The sequence below is a fragment of the Metabacillus rhizolycopersici genome (assembly GCF_020075705.1).
This window is the reverse complement of sequence record NZ_JAIQUM010000076.1, coordinates 1-22,845: the sequence shown is the minus strand read 5'-3', so window position 1 is coordinate 22,845 and position 22,845 is coordinate 1. Positions and strand designations below refer to the sequence as shown.

Annotated in this window: 15 protein-coding genes and 3 pseudogenes; 4 read left to right on the top strand and 14 right to left on the bottom strand. The window is 36.0% G+C overall.

The window, feature by feature from the left end; translation table 11 throughout:
- Positions 1-409: 409 nt before the first annotated feature.
- The gene (locus tag K9V48_RS22645; protein WP_224141390.1) at positions 410-826 is read right to left on the bottom strand and encodes a hypothetical protein; all 417 of its coding nucleotides are present in this window, start codon (positions 824-826) and stop codon (positions 410-412) included.
- 281 nt (positions 827-1,107) lie between these two features.
- On the bottom strand, positions 1,108-2,181 hold the full coding sequence (locus K9V48_RS22640) for a hypothetical protein (protein ID WP_224141389.1): 1,074 nt from the start codon (positions 2,179-2,181) through the stop codon (positions 1,108-1,110).
- Between the two features lie 353 nt (positions 2,182-2,534).
- Between K9V48_RS22640 and tnpA the strand changes: the two genes are divergently transcribed.
- The 3 genes and pseudogenes from tnpA (at position 2,535) to tnpC (ending at position 4,829) form a co-directional block, all read left to right on the top strand.
- Positions 2,535-2,714, top strand: a complete 180-nt coding sequence (gene tnpA / locus K9V48_RS22635) for an IS66 family insertion sequence element accessory protein TnpA (RefSeq protein ID WP_224141388.1) — start codon at positions 2,535-2,537, stop codon at positions 2,712-2,714.
- Positions 2,715-2,851: 137 nt separating this feature from the next.
- Positions 2,852-3,208, top strand: coding sequence for an IS66 family insertion sequence element accessory protein TnpB (gene tnpB / locus K9V48_RS22630; RefSeq protein ID WP_224141387.1), 357 nt, complete (start codon positions 2,852-2,854; stop codon positions 3,206-3,208).
- Positions 3,209-3,249: 41 nt separating this feature from the next.
- Positions 3,250-4,829, top strand: a pseudogene (gene tnpC, locus K9V48_RS22625) (IS66 family transposase).
- Positions 4,830-5,081: 252 nt separating this feature from the next.
- Here the strand turns inward: tnpC and K9V48_RS22620 are convergent.
- From K9V48_RS22620 to K9V48_RS22585, 7 genes and pseudogenes are all read right to left on the bottom strand, one after another.
- Entirely contained in the window at positions 5,082-6,293 is a 1,212-nt protein-coding gene (locus K9V48_RS22620; protein ID WP_224141386.1) for a Ger(x)C family spore germination protein, read from the bottom strand.
- Positions 6,277-7,383 (bottom strand): spore germination protein, encoded by a 1,107-nt coding sequence (locus K9V48_RS22615; RefSeq protein WP_224141385.1) that lies wholly within the window; start codon positions 7,381-7,383, stop codon positions 6,277-6,279. The genes K9V48_RS22620 and K9V48_RS22615 overlap by 17 nt, the downstream gene beginning before the upstream one ends.
- A 27-nt stretch (positions 7,384-7,410) precedes the next feature.
- A complete protein-coding gene (locus K9V48_RS22610) occupies positions 7,411-8,985 on the bottom strand; it encodes a spore germination protein (protein ID WP_224141384.1) in 1,575 nt (524 codons plus the stop codon).
- A 508-nt stretch (positions 8,986-9,493) separates the two neighbouring features.
- Positions 9,494-9,619, bottom strand: a pseudogene (locus K9V48_RS22605) (IS110 family transposase); the annotation flags it as partial.
- An 834-nt stretch (positions 9,620-10,453) separates the two neighbouring features.
- Positions 10,454-10,882, bottom strand: a complete 429-nt coding sequence (locus tag K9V48_RS22595) for a hypothetical protein (protein ID WP_224141383.1) — start codon at positions 10,880-10,882, stop codon at positions 10,454-10,456.
- 352 nt (positions 10,883-11,234) lie between these two features.
- Positions 11,235-13,826: a polynucleotide kinase-phosphatase gene (locus K9V48_RS22590; protein WP_224141382.1), complete on the bottom strand. Its 2,592-nt coding sequence runs from the start codon at positions 13,824-13,826 to the stop codon at positions 11,235-11,237.
- Positions 13,827-13,828: 2 nt separating this feature from the next.
- A complete protein-coding gene (locus K9V48_RS22585) occupies positions 13,829-15,202 on the bottom strand; it encodes a 3' terminal RNA ribose 2'-O-methyltransferase Hen1 (RefSeq protein ID WP_224141381.1) in 1,374 nt (457 codons plus the stop codon).
- Positions 15,203-16,154: 952 nt separating this feature from the next.
- Here K9V48_RS22585 and K9V48_RS22580 point away from each other — a divergent pair.
- A complete protein-coding gene (locus K9V48_RS22580) occupies positions 16,155-17,093 on the top strand; it encodes an SDR family oxidoreductase (RefSeq protein WP_224141380.1) in 939 nt (312 codons plus the stop codon).
- Between the two features lie 215 nt (positions 17,094-17,308).
- Here K9V48_RS22580 and K9V48_RS22575 read toward each other — a convergent pair whose 3' ends face one another.
- From K9V48_RS22575 to tyrS, 5 genes and pseudogenes are all read right to left on the bottom strand, one after another.
- Positions 17,309-18,283: an NAD(P)H-dependent flavin oxidoreductase gene (locus K9V48_RS22575; RefSeq protein ID WP_224141379.1), complete on the bottom strand. Its 975-nt coding sequence runs from the start codon at positions 18,281-18,283 to the stop codon at positions 17,309-17,311.
- Between the two features lie 643 nt (positions 18,284-18,926).
- Positions 18,927-19,370, bottom strand: a complete 444-nt coding sequence (locus K9V48_RS22570) for a PaaI family thioesterase (RefSeq protein ID WP_224141378.1) — start codon at positions 19,368-19,370, stop codon at positions 18,927-18,929.
- 215 nt (positions 19,371-19,585) lie between these two features.
- Positions 19,586-20,129: pseudogene (locus K9V48_RS22565) on the bottom strand (SDR family NAD(P)-dependent oxidoreductase).
- Between the two features lie 75 nt (positions 20,130-20,204).
- Positions 20,205-20,363: an SDR family NAD(P)-dependent oxidoreductase gene (locus tag K9V48_RS22560; RefSeq protein ID WP_224141377.1), complete on the bottom strand. Its 159-nt coding sequence runs from the start codon at positions 20,361-20,363 to the stop codon at positions 20,205-20,207.
- A 1,060-nt stretch (positions 20,364-21,423) separates the two neighbouring features.
- Positions 21,424-22,671 (bottom strand): tyrosine--tRNA ligase, encoded by a 1,248-nt coding sequence (gene tyrS, locus K9V48_RS22555; RefSeq protein WP_224141376.1) that lies wholly within the window; start codon positions 22,669-22,671, stop codon positions 21,424-21,426.
- Between the last annotated feature and the right edge of the window lie 174 nt (positions 22,672-22,845).

Here is a 22,845-nt window from a genome sequence, read left to right as displayed (position 1 = left end):
TGCTAAAAAAGAACGGTCGTAAATGTCATCGGTATAAGAAGCTGACCGTCTTTGATATTCTAGGGGTTGTGTATGAAACGACGGTGAAGCATAGACAAGCTGCCTAGCGAAAAAATCGCGTTTTAATAGGCTTCTTTGGCATGCCTACTTTTCCATCACTCGCTAGTTTTGAAACAAGGATCATTTCGTATCTAGTAATTTACTTTGTTAGCTTGATGGGCATGTGGTGGTACCCCCATATGAGAAGATTAGCTGGGTATTTTAATTATTCACGTCGAATCATTTATAGAACTATTCTGTTCTGTTACTTCAATAAGAAAAGTGCGTCTTCATTTATTGAAGTAACGCGCCTTTTTGCTGAAGATCATCGCTAAGCATTATTGAAGAAAAGCATCTGTTTATGAAGAAATTATACTTCCTCTTGATATAAGTTTAATCCTAACGGTTTATGGTTTAATGGTATTTTAAACTCATCAAGAGTTTCTATTTCATTAAAGAAATCATCTATTTCACCATCAGTGTCAAAATACCATTCTGATGCTTCCAATTTCTTCAACTCTTTTATAGGTTCAAAAACGAATTCACAATGAAGTTGTTGAATGTGCCCATCTTCTTCATCAGTGAATTGTCTGACAAAATCGTAATAGAATAGCTTTTCTCCAGTAAAGTTATATATCCCACACTGAAATAAAATGGCTCTTTCTTCTTCATCATTAACGTCTTCTTTTGCAAATGATTTAAACTTCCCCCAAATGTTTATTACATCATTTGTGTTTTCACCAATTCTTTTTTTCAGGTGATCTTCAGCAGTAGCTATTGTAATCATTAAGTCATCTCCCAATGGAAAAGTTATTTAACAATTTGTATACTTTTAAGAGCCCTATTCATTTATCCTTCCCTTTTGCTTAATAACATTTATTTCAAAATCCCATCATTTTCACATTAAGTTATTCCAGATAATGGACCTTTCATGCACAAAAAGCGCAGATCCATACTCTGGAAATGCGCCCGATTCTGGAATACAGAAATTCAATTGTGTTCACACAGCAAAAAAAGCAGACTGCAATCTACAACTAATATGTATTTTGTTAGTTTTAAAATGTGATATTATTTATATTTTAAAAATGGTCCCTTAAAAGGCCAATTTCTTGAGTATTTTTGCTTATTCTTCGGTTGTACAATGGCTTCTGGTATTTCTGTGATAATTGAATGAAGATCCTGATAATCTTTATTTATATTTTCAATATAAAACAAACCACTTTCAGTTTGTTTAGCTTTATTGACAAAATCCGGCCATAAATCGATATAAGGCTCTCCTAAAATTGCAGCATTTCCTAACTTCTTAGGTAGGCCTCTCCACCACCAAGCAGATACGGGACTCCATCCCCTTCTAATCTCACCGTAGAAGGAATTTAGCAGCTCGGAAGTCTTCAGCCAAAATCTCTTTATTTCTAACGGCCATCCCGGTTGGCTCAATACCTCTTCCAAAAAGTTGATCGAGACATAACATGATCTAAATCCTTCACGTGTAGGGCCTACCTTATCTGGAATACCAAAGTGTACATCTGTAAAAGGTTTACTTGGATACCAAACTACTCCTTCATGTAAATTTTTAAACATAAACTCAATAAAATGGCCTTTCCCCTTATCAGATAGTTTAAATTGTGGCGGCTCATAAAGTCCGTATCTCCTAGGCAGAACTTCAGGCATAGTAGATTCAATTAAATCTAAAAATGCTTCAAATCCAGCTTTTTTAAACTTCTGATTATCAATGAACCACCATGTCATTTGAAGAAAGCTTGGGTCCTCTTTTACCAAAACATTTTCTAGTCTTTTCACACCAGATGGGGATGAAACGGTACCCTCCTGTTCATCAATTATTACTCCATGGGAAGATTGAGCAAGAATTTTAGATATCTTCTTTAGTATCTGAAAAGACCGTTTAGGTGCCCCTATAGGTTCTAAAATAATATTTGTAAAATAGCTGATCCCTGGTAGTTCACCTAACACTTCTTCTGGAATATCTTCTTCCATTACTTCATGAGGATTACTTATCATAATTTGCCAATTTGAACCTTCATAGATGATTCCGTCATTCTGCCACTTAATATTCTCCTGGTTAAAAACTTCATTCTTAAATGAAGTTTTATTTACAGACCATATACTAATATCATAGCTCATTTTTTCATTCCTTTTTTGAATAAGTAGGTAAAAAAAGATACCATGCGTGTTGATTATCCAAAATTATACAGACTTATCCCTTGAATGTTTTTGTAGTTTTTTAAAACAACAGCCATTTCAGAACGCCAGTCAATCGGTAAGTTGTCTTTTAGTAGTTTTCTTTGAAAAGAGATAAACGACATTTTTCGAATACTCGTCCTTCAGATGTCTTTGTATAGAGCCATTTCAATAGGACATAAGCGATTAAAGCGGCAAAAAGCTGATTAAAAAGTAAGCGTCAAATATTCCCCACCTACTACTTGTAAATAGCTCATGAGATAATCTCCTTACATCATACATGTGGAGGTTTTTTTATGAAAAAACGCCTTATAAAGAAAGAATGGGAAGCTCACATCCAAGATTCTAAAGAAAGTGGATTATCAAAAGCTGCTTGGTGTCAAAAACAGAACCTGCCGGTTCATCGGCTATATTATTGGCTCAAGAAATTATCACCTCAAGCTGATAGTCCAACTGAAAGTAAACGTACAAAATGAGTATCTGTGAATATCCTTCCAATAGAAGAAAAAATACATACCACCATCCGCATTCATTTTAAAGAAGCTACAATTGAAATAGATGCACCTTTTACTCCACAAGTGCTTTTACAAGTGATGCAGACGGTAAAACAGCTATGATACTAGAAACAGCCATTGAAAGGGTATGTATCGCACAAGGAGCTACAGACTTACGTAAATCTATTGATGGACTGGCAGCCATTGTGAAGGAAGAGTTTGATTTAGATCCCTTTTCTTCTTGTTTATTTGTCTTTTGCAATCGCTCACGCGATAAACTAAAGATTCTCGTGTGGGAACATAATGGTTTTTGGTTGCATTATCGCAGATTGGAAAAAGGAAAGTTTGACTGGCCAACTCAACATCAAAATGTGCCACTTACCATATCAAGAAGGCAACTGAGATGGCTTCTTGATGGACTTTCATTTGAACAAAAACAAGGGCATCAAGCCGTATATGCGAGAACAATCCTGTGAAAAATTTATATATTTAGAAGGGATTTGATTCATTTTGTCGAATGGATTCATCTATGAAAACAACATCTTCTCATCAAAATCAACCTACAATTGAATCTCTTCAAGCTCAAGTAGAAGAACTCACGACAAAAGTGAGATGGTACGAAGAACAATTTCGTCTTAGTCAACAAAAACGGTTCGGTACGTCTAGCGAAAAAACAACGGAAAATCAACTCGCTCTAGAACTGTTTAATGAGGCTGAGAAAGAAAGTGACACCGAAGTACCCGAACCAGTTGTTGAAACCATCACCTATCGTCGTAAAAAGAAACGCGGTCATAGGGATGAGTCCGTCCAAAACCTTCCTATCGAAACGATTGAATATCGTTTGGCTGACGAGGAACAGGTTTGTTCGTGCTGTGGTGGTGCTTTACATGAGATGAGTGTAGAAGTCCGTAAGGAACTGACGATTGTTCCTGCAGAAGTAAAGGTGACAGAACATAAGAGATACGTATATGCTTGCCGCAAGTGTGAACTAGATGAGGTTTCCACACCGATTGTGACTGCGAATATGCCAGCTCCCGCCTTTCCCAAAAGGATCGCTTCCCCGTCCATTATGGCGTATATCATGACTCAAAAATATGTAGAAGGATTGCCTCTTTATCGTCAGGAAAAGCATTTTGAACGAATGGGAATCTACTTATCACGTCAAACGATGGGGAATTGGTTATTATACGGGGCTGATCAATGGTTAGTGATATTGTATAAAAGGATGCATGAGCATCTACTTGCTCGAACCATCCTTCATGCGGATGAAACAACCTTCCAAGTCTTACGTGAACCTGGTCGTGCCGCAACTACCAAGTCCTATCTGTGGTTATATCGCACAGGGCGAGATGATATCCCCATTGTTCTCTATGACTATCAACCAACAAGAGCAGGCGAACACCCGAAACGTTTTTTAACGGGTTATCAAGGTTATTTACAAGTGGATGGATAAAGTGGTTACAATCAAGTACCGGATGTCACCCTTGTGGGATGTTGGGCACATGCCAGACGTAAGTTTGATGAAGCCTTAAAGGCTTTACCTGATTCACAGAAGGGAAAAAAGGTGAAGGCGAGCGAAGGGTTACATTACTCTATTCTATCGAAAGAAAGCTAAAACATGTCGATCCTACAGAACGATATGAGCAGCGACTGGAAAAAAGCAGGCCCATTCTGGACCTTTTTTCAGCATGGCTTTATGAACAAAAAGATCTTGTTCTACCAAAAAGCGCGCTAGGAAAAGCCATCACTTATTGTTTGAATCAATGGAATCATCTTGAAGCTTTTTTATTGGACGGACATTTAGAAATCGACAACAACAGAAGTGAACGTTCCATTAAGCCGTTTGTGATTGGGAGAAAAAATTGGATGTTTTCTAAAACACCGCGAGGTGCTAGAGGGAGTGCCATCATGTATAGTGTGGTTGAAACGGCAAAAGAGAACGATTTGAGTCTCTATCATTATCTTCGCTATTTGTTTGAAACGCTGCCAAATATGGATCTAACGAATAAAAAAGAAATAGATAAAGTCTTGCCGTGGTCATCTAGTTTACCCTCGGCATGCAGAGTACCGATAAAAAGTGAAGCAAACAAAACATAGTCCCGAAATACACCACCCATGTAGTATTTGGGGGCTACTTGACGTTTACCGTCCTTCAATAAATAATGGTCAGAAGATTATTAAGACGCAATACTTGTTCGTTTTCTCTTCACTATTCCTACATGACCGCCTCCATTCCAAAATAAAAGAGTCAACAAAAGGTGACTCTACTGTTAGTCTCATATTTTATTTATTCCTGTGACTTTCTGGACAATAAAACAAAAAGAAGGTTTCTTTAGAATTGAAGTAATTTCACTTTTTGAAGCTTGACGCCCCATAATCCATAATAGTTAATTTCACGTTGTATTCGATTGGAACTTCACTAAATGTTTGGTCCCAATCTTTTTTGACTTTTTCCCATACTTTAGGATGTTCAATTCTCAATCGATTTCCAAAGCCGGCAACGTCGACTTGGTAATCCTTTTGCATTTTTTCTATTACATTATTTACCGATTGTTTTACTTCTTCTTCAGCAGCTTTTTCAGCACTTTTTAAAAATTTTTTTTCAGAAGTTTCCCCCGAAACCACCCAATTTTCAGAAAGACGCCCTTCTGATTCGATTTTTACATCAAAAGAGATGTTGTTCCCCTTAATACGAGGTGTGATTTTGCTTTTCATAGACTTTACCTCGTAAATGATTGGCTGATTTGTCTCTTTATCAAAGTTTTTCACCAAACCGCCTTTTCCCTTTCCAGTTATCCACGTTAAGCCATCCAATTCCTCTTCATTCAAAAAACCAAGCAGCTTTTTTGTCTTTCCTGTAATCACGGCAGCTCCTGAAAATTTAACTTCTCCGTTCGTCGAAATTACATTTTGCAAAAGAAAACTAGATCCTGATTGCATCTTGCCCTCTAATTTAGCGAGTGACATAGGGGGCAAAATCCTTGTTGTTCGATCTTCATTATCTGAAATTCCAATCAAACGAAACGCTGGAATTTCTCCTGATTCCTTTGATTCCATCGTCTCGTTTGCTCGCCCACTGCTAATGAACACAAGACAGCTTGGTCTAACCTCATTATCACGGAGAAATTGATCAAGTAATTGTTCCAAACTATACTTACGTACAAGATCCTCACTAATAACGATCACTTTAAGATGTGGACTGAACATGGGGAGAGAACTTCTCAATGAAAATTCGCGACTCATTTGATGGATGGAATCACCGGTTTCAGTAATATTCAAGTAAGGTTTTTGTTGCGATCCCCCTCCCTTACTCTCCGAACCTGTTCCTTGTGGGTTAACGAATTGATAAGTCATGGTTATTTTTTCTGTTTGGTTATATCCCCCTCCTTGTTCCTTTAACTCTTTCTCAATTTTTGATTCTTTTCCTTCATCTAATGCCAAACCTACACTTAAAGCTTTTTCTTCAATTTCATTACTGCTCCAGCACCCTGTAAGAAACAGGAGTAATAGAAAAGAGAGCATACCCTTGAGGGACCGTACATTGTTATGGCTTTGCTTCATGCTTTCCCACCTTCCATCTTGAAACAATGAGAAGTAGTAGCAACGGTAGTAAACCAAATAAATACAACGCGACATTGCCAACTATATCACCGAATTTAAATTGGTCATTGATATTTTTCGGCACCATAGAGATGATGTAAATAACTGGAAGTAATCCGTACATAAATGGATGAATGTTCTTTTGGAAGAGTTGAGCCAGCCCTAAAGCAGCTGCATAGTAGGCTATTATGAAACTGGAAAATATTTGCATAATCCATATCGCGAGCAACAAAGACTCAAACCGTTCAAAGAACAAACCGGTGATTTCAAAACTTCGCATGAGATCAAGGGTCGGCCATGTTCTTGTAACTACTCCGTCGACGGAAAACGCTCCGATGACCATAATGACCGTTATTACATAAAAGATCAAGGGTATGGCCGTTCCGACTAGAACGGCTTTTACTGCTTTATGAGGCTGTTTCATAAATGCTGGAAGGAGCAACATGATTTCAAAACCTGTATACGAGAGAGCAGTTGTCTTTACCCCTTTTAGCACTGGTATAACTCCCAATCCTAATACCGGACGTAGATTATCTATCTCAAATATTCCGAAGCTCATAAAGGAAACCAGCAAAAAAATGATGACCGTAATAGGGAATATAATTTCACACATGCGAGCGATGGAGTTTATACCACCCATGATCAGATAGAGACCCACCCACATAAACGGCATGATGACAGCCCAGGTGGGGGTGCCTTCCAGCAAAAAAAAACTTGTTACTTCTGCCAGCGATCTGACTTGAAACCCAGCAGTTATTAAAAAATAACATACAATAAGTAGACTAAGTAGCCCGCCTACCCATTTCCCTACTATTTCTTGGCTGTATTGATAAAAGGTTTTTTGGGGAAACTGTTGACTTAATTTGACTATGATCACCCCTGCTAGTATCGCGATCAGCCCGCCTAATATAACGGTTAGCCAGACATCTGGTGTTTTCACCTTCTCCACTGATGCTCTGGGCAGGGTGAGAATCCCTGTTGCAAGTATAAAATTGGTGACGACAACAGCTGCTTGCGGAGTGGTTATTCGGTCTTTCGGACTGAGAATCATCTAGGGTTCACTTCCTTTCTAAGTAGGCTATCCTTTACGAATTTGATCTTTCGTATGCATCATCTTCGGACGACGTTTCATCATCTGAAGTGGCATGCGAACCATAAAATCTTTCCAGTCACTTAATCGATAAGGCACAGCAGGACTGGCATAAGGTACGCCAAAACTCTTCAGTTTCACCAAATGACTGCAAAGAAAGAGGAAAAACAGAATGACTCCGTACAATCCAAACAATGCAGCACTAAACATGGCTACAAAGCGAAGAATACGCAATGGCATCCCTGCACTATAACTCGGAATGGCAAAGGAAGAAATGGCGGTTATTGCCACTACAATAACCATAATATTACTAACAATCCCTGCTTGTACGGCTGCTTCACCGATGATCAGTCCGCCAACAATCCCCATCGCTGGGCCAATGGGTTTAGGTAAGCGTAGCCCAGCTTCCCGTAAAATTTCGATGGCTATTTCCATAACCAGTGCTTCTATTAGTGAGGGAAACGGAACACCTTCCCTAGTTCCTGTGATTGAAATCGCTAACTCGCTTGGGATCAATCCCTGATGAAACGAAATAAAAGAAATATACAATGAAGGTGCAAACAACGTAACATTTGCTGCTCCAAAACGCAGTAGACGGAAGAGAGTGCCGGGAATCCATCGTTCATAATAATCTTCCGGCGATTGCAATAGCATACTGAACGTAACCGGAGCGATCAAAGCGAAAGGCGTTCCATCTAACATGATTGCTACTCGTCCTTCCATCAATGCGCTGATTACACGGTCGGGACGCTCTGTATTTTGTACTTGAGGAAAGGGACTGAGGTAATTATCTTCGATCAGTTGCTCTACATAGCCTGATTCCGGTAGATGATCAATATCAATTTTCTGAATTCTTTTCTTTACCTCTTCTACTAATTCCGGGTCAGCAATCTCTTTCATATAGGCGATGACCAATTCTTTTTTTGCACGTTTTCCTACTTGGAATTTTGTTAATGATAAGTTCACGTTTTCACCATGTCTCCGCAAAAGGGCGGTATTATCGGTTAAAATTTCAGTGAAACCAACTCGTGGACCTCTGACCAATGCTTCTGATACCGGCTCTTCAATATTCCGTTTGTTTGCTTTGGTTGTACCAAGTAGGAACACATCTGATAATCCATCAATCAAAAGGGCTGTTGAACCTGTCAATACTTTTGGTATCAACTCTTTTATATGATGGGCTTCTTTTACTTCACTAATGGAAAGAATTTGATTTTTAATAAATTCTTTTGAAATAGTTCCTTTCACATAAGATGGTTCCTGTTTAAATTCGTCGATAAAATCAACCATCAATGATTTCATAATATGTTTGTCGATGAGATCTTTATCGGACAGTCCATCCACAAAAATGATGGCCGCCCGAATAACTGTACGCCCGATATTAAACTCCCGAAATTGCACATCCGAATTATGACTGATTTCTTTCCTGATAAGTTCCAAATCCAAGGTGAAATCGCCAGTAAAATGACCTGTTGGATTTTCATATGGCTTATATTCTTCCTTTTTTTCACTTTCAATTGCATGTTTTTTTGTTTTTCTGATCTTTGATCTCCACATTCTCATCACTCTTCCTCTGAAGTACTGATCCAACTAAAAAATCTCGAGATAGAATATGGGATGAAAAACGCAATAAAAGCTTGCATAAAAACATTCCCGTCTGGAAGATAGGAAACAATCGTTTTCCACATATTTATCACCTAATGTCCATGCCTACAGCTAACACAAGGAGCAGCTTCTGTAAAATGTTGTTATTTTTTTCGAAAAAATTCATCCTTTCTCGAATAGCATTATTACCTTATATAAGGAAATTTAAACCAATCGGAATCTACCTGAAACAGATATCCTGCCCTTGTATTTAAATAGCAGCTCTTGTGCTTTTTTTAAATAGGATTCGTTTCGTATACCCCTGATTATTATAGGAAACCTAGAATAAAAGTTTAATTCACAAGTAATTGATGAGAATTTAAAAAAGAGCCAACCGAACTTTATCGATTAGCTCTTTGACTAACTATGCAATTACTTTCGAATCTTTAACATCATTTTTAATAGGCAAGTTATCATCTAACTCTTAATTTTTCTTCGCATGCAAAGGGTTAACAACGACGAACATTATTTCATGATCTTTAAGGAAATGGGCCAAATTAAGCCAATAATGACCCGTTGGCTCTATCCCTACGATCGTTTTATCCATGTCGTGTTGATTTTCAACTTTGAAAGTTAATCTATGAAGAAATGGTAAATTCTTGTCTGAAGCCAAGAATCAAGTCGCTTGCTGCGCTTTGCTCCTAACGATTAAAAGATCGGCTTGTTTAGGGCATCGAACCCACCAACAAGCCGACTATATCAACGCTTTGCTTATGATCTAGTAAGCTCTTGGATCTTTTTGATTCTTGACAAATCAAAAAGATCCAAGAGCTTTTAATCCCCTCTACCGTTTGTGAGTTTAATAGCTTCGGGCATCAAGCCCTTCGCTATTAGGCGTTCACATTAAAAACGACATTTTCAGTTGTGCCAATCGGCGATGTCTTCTGGTGAAACGTTCATTAAATTGGTGACAACACGTATCACATTGCCGTAATTATCCTTGAAAAATACCACCCGATGACGTTTCTTAGAACGTGATTGCTTGGTACCCTGTTGACAAGTGATGTCACGCGTGACGGGTGATCCAGCTTTCTCAATTTTAGAAATGTACTTAAGGTAAAATCTGAGTCATTCCATTCTTCTCTGTAACCAATAATGCCGTGTCCCTTGATTAAGGAATCTACTTCTATTACAACATTTCTTAAAAAATCATCATATGGGTACTCTGTTTTTATTACTATTTGTGAGATATCTTTATTATATAAGTCCTCAATGTTTGATAAAAACACGCTATAAATAATAATTGTACTGCAAAAGAAAAACTCACATTTTGAAAAAAATTGATCAAAATGTGAGTTTTGTGAATTTTCATAAAAAAGTTTGATTGTTTAGAAATACAAATACTGAAAATGACTACCGTTTCAATGTTATCAACTGCAAATATGAACTATTCACTTGTTTGTATAAGTTCCCTTGATTTAGCATCATATATTTTATAGCCTACTTCAAACTCATGATCCTTTGTGACAGTGACCTCGCAATAGTAAGGAACTGCCCTTCCATAGGAATCTAAGTCAGGAATATCTGTAAAATAAAATACATCGTCCGTATCCGGCAGTTTAAATGATGCCTCATTGGATCGCCCAGCTGAATCGATCTCGATGATGCAACTCCCTTTTACAATATCATACTCTTTAAATATCATATATTTTAAGCTAGGGAGAGTTATAAATAGCAATAATCCACCCATTATTAATCCCAAAAAAGCTTTACATGTATTACGAAAAGTAAATTTTTTTTCGATATACATCAAAACAAACCAAAAAATCCCGATAAAAAATACCACTGCACCTATTATCAGTAAGGCATAATACATTTGCAACCTCATCCCCGTAATGATTGAATAATGATAAGTATTTTCATTTATATAGTTTTCAATTCAGCTATTAAAATGCTTTCCTTCTCCTCTTATCTACATAAAATATTTTATCAAACTTTATTATATATTATCGACCTTTGTTTATCTTTTTTATAAACCTACACAAAGACTGTTAAAGCATGAATATGACTTTTAGCCCGCTGCCTCTATAATCCTTTGCACAGGATACATCGGTTTATGCTGGGGAATAAAAGTAATAATGTTGATTTTGCAAAGATAGAATAACCTGTTATGAAGGTTGATTTCTAAGACCAAAAGGCATTAAGCTGGTTAGCTCAATGCCTGTACATTATAATCTCGGGTCTACAGGATCCATTTCCATTGCCAATGTCGCAAGTACACATTCATGAACCCTTTCTATGGATTCCCCGTTTACAAATCTTTTAATTCCTTCTACACCTAATGCAAACTCTCTTAATGCCAGTTTTTGTTTTTTACCTGTATTTCGATTCTTTAATCTTACAAGGTTCTCAGGTAATAAATAATCCATTCCATAAATAATATTAAGATATTTACGACCTCTGACCTTGATCGCAGGTTGGATAAGTTTTCCTTTATTTCTTGAGATAAAGAACTCAGGCTTAATAACAATACCTTCATGGCCCTCGCTCGTCATATCCTCCCACCATTTAATAACTTCTTCTTCACTTGCTTTGTCATTAATTATTTTATATTCTGTTTCAACAAATAAGCTTGAATGCTTAGAAAGCTCTCGGCTCATCTCCATGTGCCAAATATGTGATTGATCAAAGAATGTCTCATTACTATGGGCTAATATGTGAAATGGTGCAATTTGAATTTGGTTAGCATCCCCTATATCCCAACAGTATTTTTGAAAGACTTCTTTAAATGTCATTGCGTTTTCTAATTTTTGTTGATATTCTTCAAGCCATCCCTTTAAGACGTTATTTTCTCCAACAGCTGCTTCAATTTTTTCTTTTAATTTAGTTCGATCTAAAATTGCATTTTCTGAGACATGAGCATACTGATTACTGATAAGCTCCTTCGCTTTCAAATTCCATGGCATAATCTCAGCATCTAGCAGTAAATATTCTGTATCGTATTTTTCAAAGTAACCATAATCATGCAAATCTTTATTGATTTTCAGTACCAATTTTTCCTCTGTGGAAACATCAAAGAAACGCCTGCCTCTTCTTGTATAGATAACTCCTAAAGTATCTATTCCTACATACTTCTTAGCAGCTGCTTTATTCTTAAATAAAAACAAAATCGCCCTACTACCCATATGCTTTTTTTCAGCAAACATGGTTTGAATCCCTTGACTTCTATAATAGTCTATTGCCTCTTTTGGATGCTCAAGATAGTTATCTAAAGAAGAGGCATTTGGCGTCGGGCTCATTGTTGGTGGAATATATATTAATTGTTCAATAGGTATAGTAAAGTGTGAAATTGTATCGATAGTTGGCTTTACGATATCCTGATGGATTTGTACTTCACCTAACTCTTCTGTTAAAACTGAATATCCATTAATAAACTTACCGATATTAGGTGGGGCTAATCGCTTTTCTTCCCATTCTTTTAATGGATTATCTGTAGACTCTGAATAGTCTTTCAGTGCCTTAATAGAAACAAATTCTTTTTCTGGAAATCGAAATGCGGTTAACTTTCCGCCAAATACAACACCTTGGTCAATGTTAATTGTATTGTTTATTAATAGTGGTTGAGATTTCGGGTCATGCCCCCAAACAACTAGTGTATTTGTTTTATGATTAATGAACCAATCTTTTCTTATTGGTTTCCCTGTATGGTCGAATCCGTCTGTATCACCATAACGGCAAAAATCACTAATATCATGTGATTGTTTTCCTATAAATTCATCCTTAATTCCAGCGTGAGTACAAATTAAGGTTTGCACACCATTCTTTGTAAACACATAATGTGAAGGAGCTTGTAAGAGAAATTCTTTTAAAGCACATTTTATTTCTTCAGTTCGTTTCATTCCAAACTCTTCTTCATACTGCTTGAAATCTTCCGCGACTTTTTCATCTCCATGATTTAAAGTAACATTTCTTCCATCTAACCATCTTGCTATTTTCCAACCATGATTACTATCAATCATATAGGCAAGGTCATTTTGTACATGGCGTAAGAAAAATAGCATCGTTTTAAGCGACTGAGGTCCTCGACTCATAATGTCACCAATAGAAATGAACTTTCTACCATTTGGATGAATATAAAGTCCTTCTTGATTTTTTTGATAACCTAATTTCTCTAAAACAAGTATCATTTCATCGTAGCAGCCATGGATATCTCCTATAATATCAATTCCATGTTTTATGTCTATTTCTATCGGATTACTACGTCTAACTAATTCTATATTATTTGTTTCATTTAGTAAGTAAGTTGATGTGTATCCTTCTTTTTTTATAAAACGTTTTTCTCTTTTAAATACTTGATACTGCTGTTTTATTCGTCGTTTACCTCTTGAATAATCTCTTTGTTCATCTCTTTCTATCAGTGTATCTAAAGGGATATCTAACACTATAGCTACTATTGGAACATGGTTTTTTCTAGCTAATGATCTATATCTTTTTCTGTCGTCAGGATGAAGATGTGTAGCATCCACGAAGGTTAATTTATTTAATCTACACCTTGCTTCAATTACTGAATCCATCATTGAAAATGCTTCTTTTGAAATGTTTTGGTATTCGTCAAACAGACAGTCTGCTTCATCTTTTGGTCTTTCTCGCCAATCAATAAACTCAATGTTACTTACTAAAACTCGAAATTCATCAGAGCTTACTACCTCTGATGATAATATCTCTTTATTATCAATCATGCTTTTTAATAAAGTTGATTTACCACTGTTAGATGGTCCAACAAGCAAAACAATCCCTGCATATGGTAATACTATTTTCATTGTTAAACCTCCTTTCTCACAAACATACACATTTGAGTTGGGCAACCATATAGTTCATGTTCTTCTCCAATACCATCAAATATAAGTTTATACGGATAATTATCAACTCTATTTGAACACCAATTATAGAATTCCTCTCTTGTCCACTCAAATCGATGGTCATTGTGACGGAAATGTTCTTCCATGTCGTACACACTGTTGTATTCTCTATTTGGAGTAGTAATGATTAACACCTTTGGTTGATATTCATTCAGAATTGTATCCATTACTTTTGGTAATCGAAACTCATCAATATGCTCAATGACTTCACATAGAATCATAATATTCTTTCCCTTTAATCTTTCATCATAATAAAAGAGTGAGCCCCACACTGTTGTTGGTGTAACAAATCCAACTTTATATTCAGCTTTATCAAACCTTTCTAAAGCTCGTATAGTAGCAGACTCTGACGGTTCTACTGCTAAAATTTCTTTTACTCCATTTACAAAACCTAAACGTAATGATAATTTCCCTTCACCTGAACCAAAGTCAACAATGCTCTCCCTTGGCTCTATTTTGTTTACTGTTTCAATGATTTTTTCGTATCGCAGATCATTTAAACGAACTTTAACAGCATTGCCTTCCTCAATTTCCTGTTTGTTTTCGTTGCTAGTCATATTATTTTTACTGTTCTCCACAATACTATAAATTTCTTTAAAACGAAGAGCTTGACGCAATATAAATTCTTTTTGAGGATGATCTTCTAACCAGCCTTGTCCATACCTTTCCAATTTTTCAATTTCTTTTTCATCAATATAGTAATGTTTATAGTTATCCAAAACAGGAATTAAAATAAAAAGTTGTCTAAGTCCATTTTGTAATGTGCAAAGTCCCTTTAAGGAAATATATCTTGCTGTGCTTTTTTGCTTAATATCAAAAGAGTAATCTGTTTCTCCGCAAGAAATTTCAATTTCGTATCCTAATGGCTCAAAAAGATCCATAATCTGTTGGTCAGAGAGATTTGAGACAACAGGACCAAAACTAAAATGAAAAGAAAATGGCTGACCGACCCACTCTAAAAATTCTTCTTTTGGTTGTCCATTCAACGCAGTCCCTAGTGCGGATTTTATAAATGAGCAGAATATACTACTAACTGCAAATTCCCTATCATTTATATAATGGGTAATGTCGTATATATTAGAAGTATTTTTCAAAAGTTCTATAGGATCTGGTGAAACAAATATTGTTACTTCTAACTCTGTCTCACTAAACTTACTATAAAAAAGTCTTACCAAATGACCTTTGTGGTTTCTTTCGTAAATGTTATTAGGATTTTTGGCTAACAGATAAGAAATAGCCTTTACGTTATCACCAGTAGCTTCAATAGTTAACTGCATAAAAACACTTCTTTCCTAGATTGAATTAGAAAATAAATTCCTTAAATTGTTAAAATAAATATATCATATAAAAACCTTATAGACCCATTATCACAATAATATTAAATGCTTCGAATACCGAAAAATTTATCAACCTGCATATTGAAGTTAACTCCCTTGATAACACATTTCTATGTATTGCCAGTTTAGACCTGTACATTCGGAAATTCGTCAGTTTACCCTTCTGTTATTATAGGGTGTATAACATTCTCACCATGTTCATTCAACTCAAGCACATGATTTACACCACCCCGGTAGGCTTTCGTCAGATTAAACTGTTACGGTAAATTCTCACACCTTTTCACCGAGCTTATAACAAATATCATTCTTACTAAATCAAGTGCTATTCGACGCAGGGGGAGCCTTTCAGAGAGCTACCTCCTCATTTGACTCCTCGACATAACCCTTCCAGTTTTAGAAATCTAAAACTGCCTGACCTTTACCGAAATTGTGTGACCACATTTCATTTGAGCCAGGAACATTTCGCACTAATTAAAGCGCCCTTAATTCACTAAGCATTAGTTTCCTACTCAGCCGAAAATAATAAATCAAATGCTACCAAAAAGGATACGACTAGATAATAGGATAATACTGCTCATATCGTGGATGACAATAATATGGTGGTCTAGGTCCTATTAAGGGCATTTGCCAAGTATTTGGATTAGAATCGTACAACATTTCTACCTTTTCATCAGAATGATCTACTAACAATAACCTTATTTCTGGATTATAGTCATACAAGTTATTACCTCCCTAGAGCTTTCACTTTTTCTTTCACTTTATTCAACTTTTTAAAGTATTGAGCCTGTACCATCAATAGTTTAGACATCTAGACAATTGACTATGGCCATGCACTTTATTAGCCTATGTGACATAAAGTAACCGGAAAATGGTTATTTTGAGGAGGACAACTATGTCACAAGATCATCAAAAATATCAAAAAAACACAGATGGACAAGGTTATCCGATGTATCCCAATTATGGAAAAATAACGAGATACGAAGATGTTCCAATCACTGTTCCAGAACAACGTCAGCTTCGCCAGCCAGGTGTAGAAAAATTGATGGTTCCAAGGCCAATCATTGAAAATCCGAATTATAGAGGAAGCGGAAAGCTTTTAGGAAAAGTCGCACTCATCACAGGTGGTGACAGCGGAATGGGTGCAGCAGCAGCCATTGCTTTTGCTAAAGAAGGTGCAAATGTTGCTATTGCATATTTAGATGAACACGAGGATGCGAATAGAACAAAGATGAGAATTGAGGAACTAGGACAAAACTGTTTATTATTACCGGGTGACTTAAGAGAAAAAAAGCAATGTATCAACATAGTAGAAGAAACTATTCAAAAATTTGGGCAACTCGATGTTCTATGTAACCACGTCGGTATTCAATTTCAGCAATTGAGCCTACTTGATATTACGGATGAACAGTTCGATGACACCTTTAAAGTAAACATCTACTCTCATTTTTACACCACCCGAGCAGCGCTTCCTTACTTAAAAGCAGGCAGCTCCATCATTAATACATCTTCTGTTGTGACATATGATGGGAATAAACAATTGATAGATTACACAGCGACTAAAGGGGCTAACATTGGTTTCACCCGTGCATTGGCAAATAGTTTAATAGATAAAGGTATCCGGGTAAACGCCATTGCTCCTGGACGGATTTGGACTCCACTTATCCCGTCAAGTTTCTCTGCGGATGAAGTTACACTAGCGGATAATCCAATGCAGCGTCAAGGTCAGCCATTTGAAGTTGCTCCTACCTTTGTTTATCTCGCCTCCAATGATTCACGTTTTGTGACCGGGCAAACACTTCATGTGAACGGCGGGCAATGGATGTCATCCTAATACAAGTAAAAATCTAAAATGAAAAAATAAAATCGATTATCTGAACTGACCCATTTAAATGAGACTTAGAAAAAACACCTCCAAAATCGTTTAGATAACTAATACGACTCATGAGGTGTTTTTTCCTTGTCTCATTTTATTGGGTCACTCTAAAACCACTGTGCTTCTATTCATGTTAAGGCTATAAAATGTAAGAATAGGACGATTTTTTTGATTCAGATCTTTCTAACTACACTACGAATGATTAGACTGTCTCTTGCTTCAAAATATTCTTTATAAAGTTTGTCTACAAATTCTGCTGCACTAGTAACCTCTTTAATAGCACCAATGCCTTGACCGCTTCCCCAAATATCCTTCCATGGCTTGACGACCTCTTCTCCAAAATTCATCTTGGATGGATCACTTTCAGGAAGATTGTCAGGATCCAATCCTGCTGCTCGAATTGATGGTTTCAGATAATTTCCATGTACACCAGTGAAAAGACTGCTATAAACAATATCATCAGACGTACAATCAACGATTGCTTGCTTATACTCTTCAGAGGCACAGGCTTCATGCGTTGCAATGAACGGTGAGCCAATATATGCAAAATCAGCCCCCATCGCTTGGGCAGCCAGGATTGCACCTCCCGTAGCAATCGATCCGGACAAAACAAGCGAACCGTCGAACCACTGTCGGATTTCTTGAATGAAAGCAAAAGGGCTCTTCACACCAGCATGACCGCCAGCTCCTGCCGCAACTGCAATTAAGCCATCTGCACCTTTGTCGATTGCCTTGTGCGCGAAAGTGTTATTGATTACGTCGTGCAGAACAATTCCTCCGTAGCTATGTGCTATGTCAAATATCTCCTCACGGGCACCTAAGGACGAAATAATAATGGGAACTTTGTACTTCACACACAATTCCATGTCGTGTTCTAACCGTTCATTTGACTTGTGGACAATTTGATTAATAGCAAATGGTGCAGCTGGACGATCTGGATTTTTTGCGTTATAAGCTGTGAGCTCCTCTGTGATTTCTGCCAACCATTCATCAAGTAAGGATGCGGGTCTAGCATTCAGTGCTGGCATTGATCCAACGATCCCTGCCTTACATTGCTCTATCACTAGCTTAGGATTACTAATAATAAATAACGGTGATCCGATTACAGGGATACGCAAATTCTGAAGTATTGACGGAATTCTTGACATTTATTGTTCCTCCATTCAATTTGTAAATTTATAGGCATGTAATTTGTGCCTCGTTTTATTTGTAAAGAACATGTACTCAGAATTTTAGTTAATGCAGTCTGCAAAAGTATAAAATCACTTATTTTATTATGTTAAATTCTAAACATTTTTTGAAAACCTTTACAACACAAAAGATAGAAAGAAATATCAGTCTATTTAACTAATAATTTATAATGTTTTGTGTCCGAAAATTGGATTAGATTAAATTTCCAGAAAAAGTTTAATCAAAATGAAAGAAATTCTGCTATAATGGTAACTTTAATTTAGAGAATACTTCGAAACAATAAAGTTGTTTAATTTGAAATCTAAAAATAACATACTATATTTCTGTAAATAATAAATCAGAATTTACAGGCACCTTTACTAATTCTAGCTTAAATGGATAAATGCCCATAAGATGAATTTCGTGTGTAACAATTTGATCTATATACGATTTTTAAATTTCAGATCTTTATATGAAAAAGGCATGAACATATTTATATCTTTCAATGGAAATCCTCCTTAATTTTAGTACTCAAAGATCCACTTATGTTATTTTTGAAATAAATCCTAATTAAATAGAAACGCAATTTTCAAATTTATAATAGAGCGGATTTTAGGTTTATTATAACTTAATCCGTTTACTCTCATCATTTCCTTTTAAGATCATACATGTGCTTGTGGAATGAGCAACAAGACTTCTTTTTTTATCATATACATGACATTCAACTAAGCCAATTGAACCCCCTTTTTTTATAATTTTACTTTCAGCCCGAAGTTTACCTTCCCAAATAGGTTTAAGAAAATTTAACTTAATTTCTACTGTGGTAAATAGTTCATCGTCAGCCAGCGTACTGAAGAAAGCATAACCCATAGATAAATCAGATAAATCACATAGTACGCCTCCATGAAGTGTTCCCATTGGATTATGTAACTTTTCTGAGGCTTCCATTTCCAATACAGCCATTCCTTTTTCCAACTCTATTATTTCTATCCCTAGTAATTGGGCTATTGGTGGTCCAGGCACCTCTCCAGTCATCATCTTTTTTAATTCTTCTAAACGTTTCAACAACATCAACCTCCAAATTATTATATTTTTGAATAGTAATCCAACCACTCAGTTAAAAATAAAATGATATATCATTTTGAATATTCACTCTAATTTATTTTAAAAAATACTTCAAAATATAATCGATACAACATTAGATATTTTGAAGTATTTTTTTCTCTGTTTTTGCACTAAAACTTGATGAACATATTATGAATAGACTTTTGAATGACAATTTAATTGGAATAGATGGATCTCCCACCGTCGATAAGTAAATTCTGTTCTGTGATATAGCTAGCTCCCTCTGAAACAAAAAACACAACCGGAGCTATCAAGTCATGTAGTTCTCCAAATCTCCCCAGTGGAGTTTTATTTAAAATATTTCTTGAAACTTCTTCATTTTCAAATATTCTTTTAGTTAAATCAGTCTTAACGAAGGCTGGACTAACTATATTCACTGTAATGCCTTTTTTTGCCCATCCACTTGCCATTTGTTTTGTTAAATGGACTACCCCTGCCTTACTTGGACCGTATGCTGTCATATTCGTAGTTGTAAGTACCGATGCTACTGATGCCATATTTGACTATACGACCATACCCTCTTTCAATCATATGCTTGCCTACTGCTTGTGCGACAAAAAAGACAGACTTTAGGTTAAGATCAAATACCTTATCCCATTCTTCTTCTGTCACATTGATTGCTGTATGATTAAGAGTAGTGCCGGCATTATTCACTAAAATATCAATATGTCCAAATTCACTGATAGCTTGATTTATCATATCGTCAATTGAATCTTTATTGGTTACGTCACTTGTCAACGCAAGAGTACGACGGCCAGTTATCTCGGAAATTACTTAAGCGCCTTGTTCAATTTCATTTTTTGATTGTGCCACCAGAATTACATCTGCACCAGCCATCGCCAGCCCTTCAGCTAGTGCTCTTCCAATGCCACGACTCGCCCCACAGTCACCAATGCTACTTTTTCGTCTAAACGAAAAACTTACATTATCCATGATATCTCCTCCTCGTATATTCATAAGTCAATTTAATTGATGATCCTTTTCGGCAGGATTACTTTGATAATATTATTTGTATAATTTTCCTTTTTGTTTATTCAGTATTTCTATAAATATCGAAATATGAAACATAATGATCTCCCTACTTCATTCCTGAAGTAAGGTGGGAGCGTATTGCTCAAGGACTTGACGCTGTAAACGATAGTAACGGAAGGTTCCTTCTTTACGAACAGAAAGCAATCTACAATCTAATAAAGGTTTTAAATGATGCGTCAATATGGTTAATGTTTTATCCTTGTCTTTATTTTTTTGCAATGTGGGACGCTTATAGAGATGGTCCTGAAGAAAAATCGCCTTTTATATTTATGCCGTTCGTATTTTCTGCATATTTTGTTACAGTTGGAGTGATCTCCTCCTCGACGTTCAAAATAAAAAATGTATTGTTGGGGCCAATATGGTTACCCTTACTTTACGTGACAATTGGTATACTATTTGGACTGGTTCTAAGGAAGATAATCCTCTGTAAGATAAAGAACACAAGCGACAATAATTAAACACTGAATAATTTTTGTTCTCACACTAATAATAACTATAGTGTTATCTTCTAACACTAAAATTCAATGTGGAGGGATATATCTTGAATAATCTTATTAGCTTGTTCTCAGCCTTAATAACTTTAGTCATTAAAGCTACATTCTTAATTAGAAAAACGAACCATAGGTTAACATCTTTGTTAAGAATGTCATCTTTAGCATAAGCAATAAGTATTCTATAGGTTATCGTCTATTTCCACATTGTTGCAAAAGGTGAGCACCTTATATGTGTTCACCTTTAGTCCTCCAAGACTCGCTACGAGCGAATGGCTAGTTCTTACTCGACGGGAATCTCCCACCCGCTATATGATACGACCTAGGATCGGCCGCACAAGCGCCCGATTGCTTAACACCCTAATATAAAAGATTAATACTTAACCACAATTTCTTATGATGCTAACGCTCCTGTTACTTCAACATAAGGTTTAAAAAAGGTACAACTGTGAGTTGCACCTTCATCCTATTTATAGCTTTATTTTTAGATATTTACGTTTACCAACTTGTACAATTAAATTATTCGTTATAGTGATTTGTAATTCAGTATCTTCCACCTTGTTTCCATTTATCTTAACGCCCCTATTCTCAATCATTCTACGAGCTTCACCCTTGGAATTAAAAAGTTTTAAATCTATAAGTAAGTCTATTATTGTTATTTCGGTTTTTCCTTTCCAGTTAATCACTGGAATCACATCGGGCATAAGTCCTTTTTGGAAGATGGAGATAAAATGCTGTTCTGCTTTTTCTGCTGCTTCTGTTCCATGGTACATTCTTACAATGGTCTTACCAAGTAGCATTTTCGCATCTCTTGGATGCAGTACAGCTGTTTTGATTTGATCTTTAATCGTTTCAATTTGTTCAGGCGTAAAATCTGTTACTAATTCGAAGTATTTATTCATTAGTTCATCTGGAATAGACATCGCTTTTCCGTACATTTCTTGTGGACTTTCATCAATACCAATGTAGTTTTTCTTTGATTTAGACATCTTATCTACACCATCAAGTCCTTCTAATAAAGGCATCAGGATAGCAACTTGTTTTTCTTTAGCAAATTTCTCTTGAAAATGGCGTCCCATTAAAATGTTGAAATGCTGATCTGTTCCACCAAGTTCAATGTCACTTTCTAATACAACAGAATCATATCCTTGCATTAAAGGATAGAAAAATTCATGTAGAGATATAGGTTTCCTAAAGGCTATGCGTTCCTCGAAATCATCCCTTTCTAAAAGTCTTGCTACCGTTATTTTTCCAGCTAAGTTAATCACATCCTCAAAACTTAATTGAGATAACCACTCAGAGTTATAATGGAGTTCCACTTTATCCATATCTATAACCTTTGCAAATTGTTCGAAGTATGTTTTGGCATTGTGCTTGACTTCTTCATCCGTTAATTGTTTTCTAGCAACTGATTTTCCTGTCGGGTCTCCAATTTTTCCCGTAAAGTCACCTATTAACAGTTGGATCGTGTGACCATTTTCTTGAAACTGTCTAAGCTTATTCAGTACGACAGTATGACCAAGATGAACATCTGGTGCTGATGGATCTAATCCTAGTTTAATTTTTAATGGCTGATTTTTAAGAACTGATTTTGCTACCTTTGCTGCTAATTCTTCTGTAGGAATGATTTCTTGTGTGCCTTGGCTGTAAATAGCCATTTGTCTCTTTACTTCTGCTAATTGTTCCTCATTTAATTGTTCTATTAATAACCGACTCATGTTAATTCCTCCTAAAATAAATATAAAAAAACCACATCCCAAAAAAGGAGGCCACTGAAAAAGTGATTACTTTGAGAAAGTAATGTGCATTTTATCAATATATATATAACGAAAAGAAGTTAGTCACCTATATATAGTAGGTGATTAGCTTCTTTTTCTCATTACATGGACTTT

Excerpts from the sequence above, each read along its gene's own strand:
- K9V48_RS22580 (WP_224141380.1), top strand. The coding sequence starts at position 16,155 with ATGTCACAAGATCATCAAAAATATCAAAAAAACACAGATGGACAAGGT.
- K9V48_RS22585 (WP_224141381.1), bottom strand. The coding sequence starts at position 15,202 with ATGCAGTTAACTATTGAAGCTACTGGTGATAACGTAAAGGCTATTTCT.
- K9V48_RS22645 (WP_224141390.1), bottom strand. The coding sequence starts at position 826 with ATGATTACAATAGCTACTGCTGAAGATCACCTGAAAAAAAGAATTGGT.
- tnpA (WP_224141388.1), top strand. The coding sequence starts at position 2,535 with ATGAAAAAACGCCTTATAAAGAAAGAATGGGAAGCTCACATCCAAGAT.
- K9V48_RS22560 (WP_224141377.1), bottom strand. The coding sequence starts at position 20,363 with ATGGATAATGTAAGTTTTTCGTTTAGACGAAAAAGTAGCATTGGTGAC.
- K9V48_RS22615 (WP_224141385.1), bottom strand. The coding sequence starts at position 7,383 with ATGATTCTCAGTCCGAAAGACCGAATAACCACTCCGCAAGCAGCTGTT.
- tyrS (WP_224141376.1), bottom strand. The coding sequence starts at position 22,671 with ATGAGTCGGTTATTAATAGAACAATTAAATGAGGAACAATTAGCAGAA.
- K9V48_RS22575 (WP_224141379.1), bottom strand. The coding sequence starts at position 18,283 with ATGTCAAGAATTCCGTCAATACTTCAGAATTTGCGTATCCCTGTAATC.
- K9V48_RS22640 (WP_224141389.1), bottom strand. The coding sequence starts at position 2,181 with ATGAGCTATGATATTAGTATATGGTCTGTAAATAAAACTTCATTTAAG.
- K9V48_RS22590 (WP_224141382.1), bottom strand. The coding sequence starts at position 13,826 with ATGAAAATAGTATTACCATATGCAGGGATTGTTTTGCTTGTTGGACCA.
- K9V48_RS22610 (WP_224141384.1), bottom strand. The coding sequence starts at position 8,985 with ATGAGAATGTGGAGATCAAAGATCAGAAAAACAAAAAAACATGCAATT.
- K9V48_RS22620 (WP_224141386.1), bottom strand. The coding sequence starts at position 6,293 with ATGAAGCAAAGCCATAACAATGTACGGTCCCTCAAGGGTATGCTCTCT.
- tnpB (WP_224141387.1), top strand. The coding sequence starts at position 2,852 with ATGATACTAGAAACAGCCATTGAAAGGGTATGTATCGCACAAGGAGCT.
- K9V48_RS22595 (WP_224141383.1), bottom strand. The coding sequence starts at position 10,882 with ATGTATTATGCCTTACTGATAATAGGTGCAGTGGTATTTTTTATCGGG.